Here is a 13538-nt window from a genome sequence, read left to right on the forward strand (position 1 = left end):
TTTCCTTAGCCTGCTAGTGATAACCGAAAATTGCTATTAGTAAGTTCCCGCTGGTTTGAAATATTTCAAGCACACATTGCGCTAGTTTTTTCATTTCCACCGGCTCTTTATAACTAAAGAAAGAATAGGAGAGTTCCCCCTGCGCTTTAAAAACTCTTTCAAGAAGTGCTTTTTAAACGGCCGGCTATCTCTAACTATTTTTCTGTTTCAGTTAGTTCCAAGTCCTTCAATCTTTCCCCGCTCGTTCAGTGGGGAGTGCAAAGGTAACGGACTTTTCCGGCTTTTGTCAATAGGTTTTTAAACGCTTTTTTACCGGCATCGGCAAAGAGTCCTTCTGCCAGAATATACCGGAAGACGCCATGCATTAGAAGCAGAGAATGTTCTGTCTTTGGAGCAAACTACCCCATCTTTTCCCTAAAGTTTTTTTGCTTAGCGCCCGGCTTTATACAGGGGTACGGTGCTGCAGGGCTCTCCATACATGATGCTGGACACATGCGGACGCAACATGCGGGTAAGGGCAACATAGGCAGCCACAGGCACAGGCTTGTTGCTACATCCCTTAATAACCACCTTTGCGCCTGCATACTGCTGCGGATCGAGCTTTTGCAGGGCCATGGTAAACAGCTGATCTTCCAGGGATGTCAGATCTCCATAGACAAATGAACTGGTGTAGGGCTCCAGGCGGGTGGCAATGAGCATGTAGGCCCACACGGGTACAATGGCATCGGCGCTGCAGTGTATGGCCACATGTTTGCCGGTGTATTGTGACCAGTCATGCTCTTTTACCCATTGGCGAAATTCTTTTTCGCGCAGCATCAGCCCCATGTACAGCACCTCCTGTATATCGAGCAGTACCCGCTCGCCCTCGGGGTAGAAGGTTTCCAGATCAATAGATACCAGGGCGCTATTGGCTACCCGGTTTAGGATGGGTTCTTGCTGGTTCATGACACAAGGGTTTTGGGCTTGCTGCCCTGAAATTCTTTCAGATAAAGGGGCTCAAAATAGGCCATATCCTCAACTTGCTGCTTTTCAAACTTCTGCCAGGCCAGGGCCCCTACCGGCACGGCCGAGGGCACCACCCCCTGTACAAAACGGGCCTGTGCCTGATGACTTAGCAGGGGCTGGCACTTGGCCGCACCATCACCAAAGAAATAGACGGGCTGCTGGCTGAGCACATCGGCAAAAGAACCTGCCTCAACTACTTTTGCCTGCACGGGCGCCACCGGCTGCAGTTGCCGGGTGGCCAGCATGCAGTATACTTCCATACGGCGTGCATCGATCATGGGACAGAGCAGCGCATCATCCGGCACAAAAGCGGCCACTTCGTGCGCCATGGCCTCCAGGGTATTAACGGCAATCAGGGGAACATCAAGCGCATAGCATAAGCCCTTGGCGGTGGAGGTGCCTATGCGCAGGCCGGTATAGGAGCCCGGTCCTGCCGAAACGGCTACTGCCCCCAGCTCCTGCATGCGCAGCCCGGCATACTCCAGCGTATTGCGGATCAAAACCGTAAGCAATCCGCTGTGTGATTTATCGATGTGCAGGTGCTGACTGGCAATAAGCCGCCCCTGCTGGTGCAGAGCTACGGAACATACGCTGGTTGCGGTATCGATGCTGATGATGTACGCCATGCTTCTTTGGTCTGTAAAAATGCCGGGACTACTCTCGCCCAACCCGGTAGCCGGGCTTGCCGCAGTGCTGGTTTGGCAGCAATAGGTTCTGCCCTGGCCGGGGGCAAAGGTACGGTACAAAAATGGGGCTACAAAGCAGGCGCCCTGCCTGTAGCCTGCTGCTGGCTCATGCCTGTGCCCTATCCATGGGCATGCTCTTTCGGATAATCGGTCTCCCTTAACGTAGCATCCCCCTGCCGGCGCAGGCATCCCTGCTGTAGCATGGCGTGCCTGGCTCGGGCAGGGGGATGAATGCTGAGCGTACGACGCTTACTTGCGGCCCAGGAACTGGCTGTACTGCTGAGGGGCAGCCAGCACTTCTTTTGCCTTTTTCACCTCGGGATCGGTATTAAAGGAAATCTCGATGGTGCCATTCTGCAGATAATAGCGGCTTACGATCTCGCGCTTCAGCAGTTCCCGAATATCGGTCTGGTACTCCTGCAGGTCTCTGGACTTATCATGGGCAAACTGTTTGCGCAGGGCATCCAGTTGCGGCTTAATGGAATTAAACGATTTTTCATGCTTGGCAGCGGCCTCCAGCTCCTCAATGCTTTCTTCTACCTGGGTGGTATAGTCATAGTCTTTGTTGGCTAGCCATTTTACAAATTCCGCATACTCGGCATCGGTAAACTGGTAGGAAGCTGCCGGCGCAATCTTAGGATGGCGGGCATGATACTCGGTGGCATAATCGAAGATATGGCCATTGGCCAGCAGCGAAACGGCTATGGGGGAGAGCGACTCCTGCTCTACGGCCAGGTCCGGATCAATCCCTCCCCCATCGTATACGGGGCGACCGTTTTTGGTCAGGAATTTGATCTTAAGCGAATCAGCCACTTTGCCGGCATTGCCTTCAAAATCACGGTGGCTGTAATCGATGGCCTGAATGCAGCGGCCGCTGGGAATATAGTATTTGGCAGTAGTTACTTTTAGCTGGCTGTTGTAGGAAAGCGGACGGGTGGTTTGCACCAGGCCTTTGCCAAAGGTTTTGGAGCCGATCACCACGGCCCGGTCATAATCCTGCAGCACGCCGGCCACAATTTCGGCGGCGGAGGCGCTGCGGCTGCTTACCAGCACGGTAAGGGGTATGGTCAGGTCCAGGGGCTGATCCAGGGCATGGTACATCTGGTTGGATTCCCGCATTTTGCCTTTGGTGCTTACTACTTCAGATCCTTTGGGAATAAACAGGTTGGCAATGTTCACCGCCTCAATGAGCAGGCCGCCGGGATTGTCCCGCAGGTCGATCACCAGCTTTTTGGCGCCTTCCTGCTTAAGGTTCATCACCGCCTGGCGCACTTCCCGGCTGGCGCCCGTGGTAAAGTCGGAAAGCTTGATATAGCCTACCTCATCGCCCACCATGCCATAGTAGGGCACGTTGTTTACCGTAATGTGCTCCCGCACCAGGGTTACATCAAAAGGCTCTTTGGCGCCGTAGCGCTTAATGGTAAGGGCTACCTTGGTATTGGCCTGGCCTTTGAGCAGTTTGCTGATATCCTCATTATCCTTCTGATTGATCTCTATGCCATCGATCTTCAAAATCACATCACCAATACGCAGGCCCTCCTTGTGAGCAGGGTAGCCCTCATAGGGCATCAGTACAGTATTATAGCCGTTGCGCTTCCCTACCAGGGCACCAATGCCGCCGTACTCGCCGGTGGTCATGGTCCTGAAATCTTCGATCTGGTCTTCGGGTATATAATTGGTATAGGGGTCCAGGGAATTGAGCATGGCATCAATGCCCACCTTCATCAGGTCGTTGGGGTTTACCTCATCTACATAATAAGTATTGACCTCTTTAAAAAGTGACGCAAAAATGTCGAGGTTCTTAACTATGGCAAAATACCGCTCTCCCGGATCGCTGTAGGAGAACAAACCAAGGGTTGTACCGAAGAGCAGGGTGGCTATAACGGCACGGGATAATACTTTCTTCATAGAGCCGGCGTAGAATCGTAGGATAGGAGTTACTGTACATCGTTTAAACGCTGAAGACAAAAAATTAGTTTAGCCTCCAGCTGCCGGTAAGGGACTTGTTCTTTACCAATGTACACAAAACCCAATAAAAATAGGAAGCGTTTCCCGCCAAAAGGTGTTTATTACGCCTGTAGGCCTCTCGAAGGCGCCGCTTGAGCAAATTGCGGGCTACTGCTTTTTTGAATGCCCGCTTGGGTACGGTAATTAAAATCTGGGCCCGGGGGGGCTGGGCAAGGCCTTCGGCAAGGGCGGGTCTTAGGGCCTGCAGGGCATCGGCTTCGGAGAGGGGCAGGTAGAGCATTTTAAGCGGGTAGGCTTTTACACTCTTCCCTTTTTCAAAGAGCAGGCGAATGGCTGAGCGCCTGCAGAGCCGCTCATGTTTTGGCAAGCGTTGATTCACACGGACCCTCCTAAACGAAAATAAGCGCCCGAAAGCGCTATGTACCCAAAAACCTTAAGAAGTAGTAAGGCAGCTGCAGGAGCTGCTACTTCCTAGCGTTTGTGTTTTTTCTCGTCAGAAACCGTCAGCTTCTTGCGGCCTTTGGCTCTTCTGCTGGCCAACACAGCTCTACCTGAAGCCGAAGCCATTCTGGTGCGGAAACCGTGTTTGTTTCTTCTTTTGCGCTGCGAAGGTTGATATGTTCTTTTCATTACGCGGTTCGGTTACTTAGATGGGCTGCAAAACTAATAAGTTTTTCAATAAAATCAAATACAGCCCCCTATTCTATTCATTGGCGGCTGTTAAATTTATGGTTTAAGCCCGCCACCAGCTCTGCTGTTCAACTTTAGGAGCCCAAATCAGCTTATCCTTATACTTCTTTTAAGTCAGGCACAATTAGGCCTATATTTGTACTACAGCACTTTTTACGCCAGGCCCGCTACAGGCTAGTATTGACATTTATGACCTACTATATATCCTACCAGTATCCCCAGCACCATTTTATCAACATCACCCTTTACCTGCGCCAGCTCCAGGAGGAGGTAACCTATCTGCAGCTGCCCAGCTGGCGCCCCGGCCGCTATGAGCTGGGCAACTTTGCCAAAAACCTGCAGCAGTTTGCCGTGCTGGATATGCAGGGCCGTCCCATTCCTTTTCGTAAAATTAGCAAAGACCGCTGGCAGGTAGAAACAGCAGGGGTGCAGGAACTGCAGGTAAAATACACCTATTATGGTTTTCAGATGGATGCCGGCGGTACGTATCTGGATGAGGACCAGCTCTACATGAATTTCATCAATTGCATGCTCTATGCCGAAGGCCGGTTAAACCAGCCCTGCCAGGTTCATCTGGAGCTGCCCGATGACTATACCATTGCCTGCAGCCTGGAGCAGAGCGCGCACCATGTGCTCTATGCAAACGATTATTATGAGCTGGTAGACAGCCCCATGATTGCCAGCAACCAGCTGGAACACCACAGCTATATGGCAGGGGGCATCCAGTTTCACCTCTGGGCCCGGGGGGATGCCGGAGCACTGCCCTGGCCGCAGACCATTGAGGCCTTTCGCCGGTTCAGCGAAGCCCAGATCAAGGCCATGGAGGGATTTCCGGCCCGGGACTACCATTTTCTGTTTCACTTTCTGCCTTACAAGGCCTACCATGGGGTTGAGCATGGCGCCAGCACCGTGATTACCCTGGGCCCTACCCATGAGCTGGACCAGCCCGATCTTTACAAAAACCTGCTGGGCATTAGCTCGCATGAGCTCTACCACGCCTGGAACATCATTAAGATTCGCCCGGCCGAGATGATGCCCTATGATTTTACCCGGGAAAATTACTTTACCACCGGCTTTGTGGCCGAGGGGGTCACCACCTATGTGGGCGATCTGTTTCTGGCGCGGGGCGGGGTGTTTGACCTGGACGACCTGCTCATTGAACTTAACCGCAGCCTGCAGCGCCACCTGAGCAATGGGGGGCGCTTTAACCATTCCCTACTGGACAGCGGCTATGATCTCTGGCTGGATGGTTACAGCCCCGGCATCCCCAACCGTAAGGTCTCCATTTACATTAAGGGATCGCTGGTGGCTCTGCTGCTGGACCTGCAGCTGCGCAAGCTCACCAACAATGCCGGATCGCTGGATACGGTTATGCAGTTGCTGATGCAGGAGTTTGCCGATCAGCAGAGGGGGTACACCTATGAAGATTATAAAGAGGTGGTAAGCCGGGTGGCGGGTCAGCCTATGGATGCGTACTTCAGGCAGTTTATAGAAGGAAAGGAACCCCTTGAAAACCACCTGCCCGAGCTGCTGGACTGGGTGGGCCTGGGCCTGCGGCAGCAGCCCTCCCGCAGCAGCACCCAGCGCCTGTGGGGCTTTAAGACCAGCGAAAAAGAAGGCGGACTGTTAACCGTATTGGATGTAGCGCCCGGCAGCCCGGCCGAACAGTACCTGAGCCGGGGTGATGAGCTGATGGCCATTAACGGCAAGCGGGCGCAAATGAATAATCTGGAAGACCTGCTGGCTGGTCAAGATACGGTGCAGATAAGCCTGTTTCGCAACCACCGCCTACGCACTGTGGAGATGAAGGCCGGCGAGAATCCCTATAAAACCGAGCTGAAGATTGTACCCCTGCCCGAGCCCAGCGAAGAGCAATTGCGCAACCGGGCTGCCTGGTTGTGGCAATAAAAGCACTGACCTTCGCCTCTCAGCAAAAAAAAACCTTCTATCTACCAATATCAAAAAAGGCTGCCCCTTCCGGAGCAGCCTTTTTTGCTTCTTAGCTTTTTACTGTTAGTTGAATACGGACTCGGCAATCCCTTTATTCAGTTCCAGCGTAGTTAGCTCGCCTTCCAGGGCACCCTGAGGGGTTACCATGGTGATTTTGGTTGGGAATTTAATGCCCTCTCTCTCCTCATATGCTTTGTACAGCACGGTGCCGGTTGGCCCTTCGGTTTTTAACTTCAGGCCGCTTTCTTTGGCAAAATATTCAATCACTTTTGGACCATCGGCTGCACCAATCGCTAGCTTGTAGGCTTCCTGGCCTTCTACCTGCTCCATGCCCTTCAGCTCTACAGTGATGCCTTCTTTGGCATACATCAGTTCGGGGAAGGGGTAAGCGCCGATCTTGATAGCGGCTGCCTGCTGGGCGGGCACTTCCTGGCGCTGGCCACCCATTGCCATAAAGGCTTTGCCATCGGCCACGATGATCTTGGACATCGTCTGGCCATTCATGCTGGTTTCGTTCAGGTAGCTGCCGGGCAGCTTCTTGGCCTGCACATTGGTAATTTCCATGCCGTTGAAGTTGATCTTCATGACGATGCGCATGTCTTTTACCGCTGCCAGCTTTTTCTCACCGCCGATGGCCGTAAGGTAGTTGTTAATCACGCCCTGTGCATCCACATCACCGCTCAGCTCCTTGGCAGGTTCGCCTTCGGCAGTAAAGTGGCTAACTTTTCCAAAGCGGCTCAGGCCGGGGGCTACCTCATCGGCATTGCCTACCACCAGGATGTAGGCCTTATCAGGCTGTACGTACTTCTGCGCAACACGCTGCAGGTCCTGCGGTGTAACCGCGGCTACTTTTTTGAGATAATCGCGGTAGTAGTTCTTGTCCAGGCCGTAGCGCTGCGTATTCAGGGCAAAAGAGGCAATGGTCTGCGGGCTCTCCAGCGAACGGGCAAAGCTGCCGGTGAGGAAGTTCTTGGCTTTCTGCAGTTCATCCTGCGGTACGGGCTCGGTACGGATGCGGTTTAGCTCATTCATGAATTCGGCCACGGCACTGTCGGTAACGGCATTGCGCACATTGGCATAGGCCACAAACTTGCCGATGAGCTTATCAGAATCCAGCGATGAATACGCCCCATAGGTATACCCTTTGGCCTCGCGCAGGTTGTTGAACAGACGGGCATCGGACCCTCCCAGGATGTCGTTCATCAGGCGGGCCGGAATCACATCGGCATCGGCCGGCTTAAGGGCAATGGGGTGGGTGATCTGCACAATGGATTGTACCGAAGACGGACGATCTACCACCGCAATTACCGGTTGCTGCAGGGGGGCCGGGCTGGCATACTGATGGGTAGGCACTGTTCCCTTTTTCCACTTGCCGAAATACTGGTTGGCCAGTTTCTGGGCTTCTTTCTTGGTAATATCCCCTACTATGGCCAGGTAGGCTGCATTGGGCTTAAAGTAGGTCTGGTAGTACTGCTGCACATCCTGCAGGCTGATATTATCGAGTGTAGCCTCGCTGTTAAGCTCGCCATAGGGGTGCTCGGCACCATACAGCAGCTTGGCCTGCACCCGGTTGGCAATGTACTGGGGGTTATCTTTCTGAGAAGCCATGCCTGATTTGGTCTGCTTCAGCAGCCGATCAAACTCCGCTTGCGGAAAGGAAGGATTCAGCACCACATCGGCCATCAGGGCAAATAATTTCTCCTTGTGGCGGCTAAGCGACGAGCCGTACACACCGGTAGAACTGGTAGAGAGGCTGGCACCAATAAAGTCTATTTCTTCATCGATCTGGTCTTTGGTACGGCTGCTTGTGCCGGAGCGCAGCAGCTGGCCGGCCAGGGAAACATAGCCGGCCTTATCCCCTTCTACAATGGGGTCACGGTCTATCAGCAGGCTGTAGCTTACCTGGGGTAGCTTGGTATTGCGCACCACAATTACCTTTAGGCCATTTTTTAGCTCAAAGGTCTCGTAGGTACCCAGCTTTATTTCAGGGGCCGGGCCAGGGGCGGGCAGTTTGCTGCGGTCTACCTGAGCAGTTACCCCTGTGGCACACAGCAGGCCGGCGGCAAGGGCTATATATTTTAGTGCTTTCATTAGAATTAGGCGTTCTTAGTTAGAGGTTTGATTGGCAGGCTGCTGTGACTTGGGCAGGTAGTACAGCACCACACTGTTTGTGGGGGTCAGGTACTGCTGAGCCACCCGGCGAATATCTTCCCGTGTTACCTTGCGGTAGCGGTCAATCTCGGTATTGATCAGGTTAGCATCGCCATAGTACATGTGGTAGTTGGCCAGACTTTCAGCAATACCGGCAATGCGGGCGTTGCCGGTCACAAACTGGCTTTCGATCTGGTTGAATACCTTCTGGAATTCCTGCTCGCTGATGAGCTCCTGTTGGGCACGCTCAATCTCCCGGTTCATGCTGTTTTCCAGGTCCGACAGTTCCACACCCATGTTTACCAGCCCCAGGGTAATGAACAGGCCATGATCTTCCAGCGCATAGGGGAAGGCCACTACCTGCAGGGCCTTCTGGTCCTTTTCTACCAGCTGCTTTTGCATGCGGGCGCTTGGGCCGCCGCTTAGCAGGGTGGTAAGCATATTCAGGGCATAATAGTCCGGAGTGCCCTGGCCCGGCATGCGGTAGGCCTGAAAAACGGCCGGCAGCTGAATGTTGTCGTAGATGGTATCCTTCTGCTGAACGGTAAGAGCAGGCTCCTCTACCTTGGGACGATAGGGGGTTTTGCCTTTGGGAATCTCGCCAAAATAGCGGTTGATCAGCTCTTTTGTCTCGGCGATGTTGATATCACCAGCTATAGACAGTACGGCATTGTTAGGCACATAGTACTCTTTGTAGAAGGCCATGAACTCATTGAGCTGGGCAGCGTTCAGGTCTTCCATGGAACCAATGGGGGTCCACTTATAAGGGTGGTCTTTAAAGGCACGCTTAAAAATGTTTTCCTGAAAGGTCATGTAGGGCACATTGTCAATGCGCTGACGCTTTTCTTCCTTTACCACTTCGCGCTGGGTTTCTACCCCTTGCTTGTCGATTTTGGCATGCAGCAGGCGCTCCGACTCCAGGTACAGGCCCAGCTCCAGCTGGTTAGAGGGCAGGATCTGGTAATAGAAGGTGCGGTCCTGGTTGGTATTGGCATTTAGGGCGCCTCCGGCTTCTTTAACAATGCCCATGAATTTGCCACGCTCCACGTTTTCGGTGCCTTCAAAAAGCAGGTGCTCAAAAAAGTGCGCAAAACCGGTACGGCCGGCCTGTTCGTTCTTGGAGCCTACATGGTACATGACCGTAACGGCTACAATGGGGGTGGTTTTGTCTTCATGAAGAATTACATGCAAGCCGTTGGGCAGGTCGTATTCCTCAAACTTGATCTTGGTACTTTGCCCCTGCACCATGCCGGCCAGCAGCATGCACACAAGCAAAAGAGCACTTCTCTTCATAACAGGAATGTTCAAACGTTTAGAATAAATTTCACTCAATTTCCGACCTCAAAGATAGGCCCTGCATCCCTTCTATCAAATGACATATTCCCCCAATCCCCATTTTTACACAAGTGGTTCTCCGGCTGGATAAATGGAAAATCAGCGAATAAAAAAAGGCAGCCCTTTGCAGAGCTGCCTGTACCAGGTGGTCTAAAATAGCTGTTCTGGCGGGAGCAGGGGCTTGCCCAGCCATCTCCCAAAACCCCTATTCCTCTTCGTTAGGCGTAGGAAATCTCAAACTGTACCAGGTCTACAAACTCCTGCACCCGGTCATCAATTTGTGCCTGTTTCAGGCTCACCAGCCGCTCTACGCCAAACTTCTCCACGCAGAAGGAGGCCATGGCCGAGCCGTAAATGATGGCCCGTTTCATGTTGCTGAAGCTGGTATCGTTGGTAGCCGCCAGGTAGCCAATAAAGCCTCCGGCAAAGGTATCGCCGGCACCGGTGGGGTCAAACACATCCTCCAGCGGCAGGGCCGGGGCAAAGAAGATCTGGTCCTGATCAAAGAGCAGGGCGCCATGCTCGCCTTTTTTGATGATGAGCTTTTTGGGTCCCATGGCCAGAATTTTTTTGGCGGCCTTTACCAGCGAGTATTCTTTGCTGAGCTGGCGGGCCTCGGCATCGTTGATGGAGAGCACATCTACCATGCTGATGGTGTGCATCAGATCATCCCAGGCCACATCCATCCAGAAGTTCATGGTATCCATCATGATCAGCTTGGGGCGTTTGCGCAGGCGCTCAATCAGGGTGCGCTGTACGGCAGGGGCCAGGTTGCCCAGCATCAGGTACTGGCAGTCCTGGTAGCTCTCGGGCACAAGGGGATCAAAATGCTCCAGCACGTTAAGCTCGGTTACCAGGGTATCGCGGCTGTTCATATCATTGTGGTAGCGGCCCTTCCAGAAAAAGCTCTTCTCCCCTTCTTTAATCTGCAGCCCTTCGGTATTGATGCCGTGCTGCTGCATCATGGCAATATCTTCTTTGCGGAAATCATCGCCTACTACGGCCACCAGATTGGTCTTTTTGGTAAAGTAGGAGGCCGAAAGCGAGATGTAGGTGCCCGATCCGCCAATGATTTTATCGGTTTTTCCAAAAGGGGTTTCCAGGGCATCAAAGGCCACCGACCCCACAACGAGTAAGCTCATATACTACAGATAAATGTTTTCAGTCAATAATTGGGCAGCGCTCAAAGGGCTTGCTGCGGTCAAAAAGGTAGCGGTAGGTATGATGCACCTTGTGCACTTTGCCCCCTATTTCTTCTACTATGCGGATCATCTTGGGGTTGAAATCGCCGATCCAGTTCATCTCAAAATCCACATAAGGCGATTTGCTGGTCCACACATATTTGGTGGCCTCTATGGCCATGGCCGACTCAATGCCCTTGCCCTGGTGGGCGGGCACTACGCCAAAGACCACCCCCAGCATTTTGGTATTGGTCTGGCGCCATTTGTAGTACAGAAATTTCAGTTTACCCCACCAGTTGAGGTTTCCGTTCAGGTGCTTGAAGATCTGGTTAAGCTCCGGCAGGTTGATGAAAAAGGAGATGGGTTCCCCTGCATAATACCCAAACCAGACAATTTTGGGGTCCATCACCGGCTTTAGCTTCTGCATAATGCTCTCGGCCTGCACCTTGGTCATCTCCCCTACCCCTTTGTGCTTCACCCAGGCGGCGTTGTATACGGTCCTGAAATCTTCGGTATACTTGGCCAGGTCTTTCATCTGCAGCGACTTGAACTCGTACTGCGGGTTGGACATCAGGCGCTCGGCCTTCAGCTTGGTTTTTTCGGGCAGACCGTCCTCAACCACCTTGCGGCCGTATGTAAACTGTTTAAAGTACAGCTGAAAACCATAGGTCTCAAACAGCTCCAGGTAATAGGGAAAGGTGTAGGGCATGCAGTAATTAGGTTCCAGTTCATGCCCCTGGGCCAGCAGGCCCCACCAGCGGTCCCGCTCGCCAAAGTTAATGGCGCCGTCCATGGCCTCCATGCCGCGGACCTGTAGCCACTCCCTGCAGGTATCAAAGAGCACATTGGCCGCCTTTTGATCATTAACGCACTCAAAAAAGCCCATGCCTCCGGTAGGCTGTTTTTCCTTATTGGCCAGTTTTCTGTTGACAAAAGCGGCTACCCGGCCAATAACGGCGCCGTTGTCGCCAATGAGCACCCAGCGAATGGCTTCACCATGCCGGAAGAGTTTGTTTTTTTAGGATCAAACACCCCTTCAATGTCCTGATCAAGCGGGCGGATCCAGTTTGGCTCATTTTTATACAGCTGCACCGGCAGCTCCAGAAATTGGCGGCGGGTCTGGGCATCGCCTACCTCACGTACATGCATGCTTTCTCTGATAACGGCTGCTAAAATACGGAATTCCTTTTTAATAGGATAGTAGCAGTCAAAATGCCGGTTATGACAATATTTTTAGTAATTCGTTTGCTAATAAAATTATTAATACTAATTTTATCAGCATCAACCGACGTCAACCAAAGCAGCCCTATGAATACTGTAGCCACTACCACCCCCTTTGCCGACCTTAGCCAGAGTATTAAACTGCAGCTAAGCAGCCACCGGCTGAGCAGCCGCCGCTGTCAGGTACGCTTTACGGCACGCCACTCCAAGACCAAAACCACCAGGGGACATATGCTGGTAGATCCCAGCCTGAGCCTGCGGGAAGTATCGGCCATCATTCGCCAGCAGATCTGTAAGATCCAGCAGCATGGGGTGCAGCATCACAGCAGCTTTTACTGCATCGATGGCAAGGAAGCGGTAGGCGGCCTGATTTTCTTTGAAAGCTAAGCCAATACTAATAGTATTAGCCCTAAACTGCCTACTATAATATTTTTAGCAATTTGCTAATTTTTTGTATCTTGCAGACGTTATACCGCTAAACAGGCTAGTTATTTCATCCGGTACTTCTGTACCCTATCTCCAGAGCAAGATGAGCATCGTAAGCACCAACATACGTACCCTACGCAAGCAAATGGGCTATACCCAGGAGCAATTTGCGGAGCGCATCAACATTAAGCGGTCCCTGCTGGGCGCTTATGAAGAGGGCCGGGCCGATCCGCGCCTGAACAACCTGCAAAACATGGCCAATGAATTTGGCATTACGGTAGATGTGCTGCTCACCCGGGACCTAAGCCGCATGAGCCGGGAAGACATTCAGAAAATGATGAAGAAGGAAGCCGCCAGCCCCAAAGAACGGCTTAAGGTGCTTTCCATTACCGTAGATAAGAACGAGCGGGAAAACATAGAACTGGTGCCCCAGAAAGCGGCCGCCGGCTACCTCAATGGCTATGCCGATCCGGAATACCTGGAAGACCTGCCCCGTTTTCAATTACCCATGCTGCCCCAGACCGGCACCTACCGGGCCTTTGAGATCAGCGGCGATAGTATGCTCCCCCTCCCCTCAGGCACCATCATTATTGGCCAGTATGTAGAAAGCGCCCAGGAGGTACGGGATGGCAAAACCTATGTATTTGTGACCAGCAAAGAAGGGGTGGTATACAAGCGGGCCTACCGCAATGAGAAGGGCCACAGCCTTACCCTGGTTTCAGACAATACGGCCTACGACCCCTTTGCTGTAGAGCTGAGCGATGTGCTGGAGATCTGGGAGGCCAAAGCCTTTATCAGCATGCAATTTCCCAGCCCGGCAGCCCAGCCCGGCGCTGCCGATCTGCTAAAGCCGGATATGTCGCTGGAGAAACTGGCCGGCCTTGTGCTGGAACTGCAAACCGAGGTGATCAAGCTGAAAGAAAAT

At 52.7% G+C, this 13538-nt stretch carries 13 protein-coding genes; 3 read left to right on the forward strand and 10 right to left on the reverse strand.

Features of this window, described 5'->3' with window-relative positions; genetic code table 11:
* Positions 1-429 precede the first annotated feature (429 nt).
* The 5 genes from ADICEAN_RS17045 to rpmH all read right to left on the reverse strand — a co-directional run bounded on the left by ADICEAN_RS17045 (position 430) and on the right by rpmH (position 4289).
* The gene (locus tag ADICEAN_RS17045; RefSeq protein ID WP_009196891.1) at positions 430-945 is read right to left on the reverse strand and encodes a DUF2480 family protein; all 516 of its coding nucleotides are present in this window, start codon (positions 943-945) and stop codon (positions 430-432) included.
* Entirely contained in the window at positions 942-1631 is a 690-nt protein-coding gene (gene tsaB, locus ADICEAN_RS17050; RefSeq protein ID WP_009196892.1) for a tRNA (adenosine(37)-N6)-threonylcarbamoyltransferase complex dimerization subunit type 1 TsaB, read from the reverse strand. Before tsaB ends, ADICEAN_RS17045 begins: the two co-directional genes overlap by 4 nt.
* 309 nt (positions 1632-1940) lie before the next feature.
* Positions 1941-3599, reverse strand: a complete 1659-nt coding sequence (locus tag ADICEAN_RS17055; protein ID WP_009196893.1) for a S41 family peptidase — start codon at positions 3597-3599, stop codon at positions 1941-1943.
* Between the two features lie 64 nt (positions 3600-3663).
* The gene (locus ADICEAN_RS17060) at positions 3664-4038 is read right to left on the reverse strand and encodes a ribonuclease P protein component (protein WP_201766034.1); all 375 of its coding nucleotides are present in this window, start codon (positions 4036-4038) and stop codon (positions 3664-3666) included.
* 92 nt (positions 4039-4130) lie between these two features.
* On the reverse strand, positions 4131-4289 hold the full coding sequence (gene rpmH / locus ADICEAN_RS22035) for a 50S ribosomal protein L34 (RefSeq protein WP_083879772.1): 159 nt from the start codon (positions 4287-4289) through the stop codon (positions 4131-4133).
* Between the two features lie 249 nt (positions 4290-4538).
* Here rpmH and ADICEAN_RS17065 point away from each other — a divergent pair, with 249 nt between their 5' ends.
* On the forward strand, positions 4539-6257 hold the full coding sequence (locus ADICEAN_RS17065; protein ID WP_009196895.1) for a M61 family metallopeptidase: 1719 nt from the start codon (positions 4539-4541) through the stop codon (positions 6255-6257).
* Positions 6258-6362: 105 nt separating this feature from the next.
* Here the strand turns inward: ADICEAN_RS17065 and ADICEAN_RS17070 are convergent, their stop codons facing one another.
* The 5 genes from ADICEAN_RS17070 to ADICEAN_RS23755 all read right to left on the reverse strand — a co-directional run bounded on the left by ADICEAN_RS17070 (position 6363) and on the right by ADICEAN_RS23755 (position 12115).
* Positions 6363-8390: an insulinase family protein gene (locus ADICEAN_RS17070; RefSeq protein ID WP_009196896.1), complete on the reverse strand. Its 2028-nt coding sequence runs from the start codon at positions 8388-8390 to the stop codon at positions 6363-6365.
* 15 nt (positions 8391-8405) lie between these two features.
* Positions 8406-9743 carry a M16 family metallopeptidase gene (locus tag ADICEAN_RS17075; protein WP_009196897.1) on the reverse strand — a complete coding sequence of 446 codons (1338 nt, stop codon included), beginning with the start codon at positions 9741-9743 and terminating at the stop codon, positions 8406-8408.
* Positions 9744-10003: 260 nt separating this feature from the next.
* Positions 10004-10927 (reverse strand): PfkB family carbohydrate kinase, encoded by a 924-nt coding sequence (locus tag ADICEAN_RS17080; protein WP_009196898.1) that lies wholly within the window; start codon positions 10925-10927, stop codon positions 10004-10006.
* A 19-nt stretch (positions 10928-10946) separates the two neighbouring features.
* Positions 10947-11945: a hypothetical protein gene (locus tag ADICEAN_RS17085; protein WP_009196899.1), complete on the reverse strand. Its 999-nt coding sequence runs from the start codon at positions 11943-11945 to the stop codon at positions 10947-10949.
* Positions 11906-12115 (reverse strand): hypothetical protein, encoded by a 210-nt coding sequence (locus ADICEAN_RS23755; RefSeq protein WP_009196900.1) that lies wholly within the window; start codon positions 12113-12115, stop codon positions 11906-11908. The genes ADICEAN_RS17085 and ADICEAN_RS23755 overlap by 40 nt, the downstream gene beginning before the upstream one ends.
* Before the next feature lie 159 nt (positions 12116-12274).
* Here ADICEAN_RS23755 and ADICEAN_RS17090 point away from each other — a divergent pair, with 159 nt between their 5' ends.
* Both ADICEAN_RS17090 and ADICEAN_RS17095 read left to right on the forward strand, forming a co-directional pair.
* Complete coding sequence (locus ADICEAN_RS17090; protein ID WP_009196901.1) at positions 12275-12574, forward strand: hypothetical protein; 300 nt, start codon at positions 12275-12277, stop codon at positions 12572-12574.
* A 142-nt stretch (positions 12575-12716) separates the two neighbouring features.
* The coding region (locus ADICEAN_RS17095; protein WP_040397832.1) for an XRE family transcriptional regulator at positions 12717-13538 on the forward strand (822 nt) is incomplete at its 3' end.

The organism is Cesiribacter andamanensis AMV16 (genome assembly GCF_000348925.1).
In the GTDB taxonomy this organism is placed as follows: domain Bacteria; phylum Bacteroidota; class Bacteroidia; order Cytophagales; family Cyclobacteriaceae; genus Cesiribacter; species Cesiribacter andamanensis.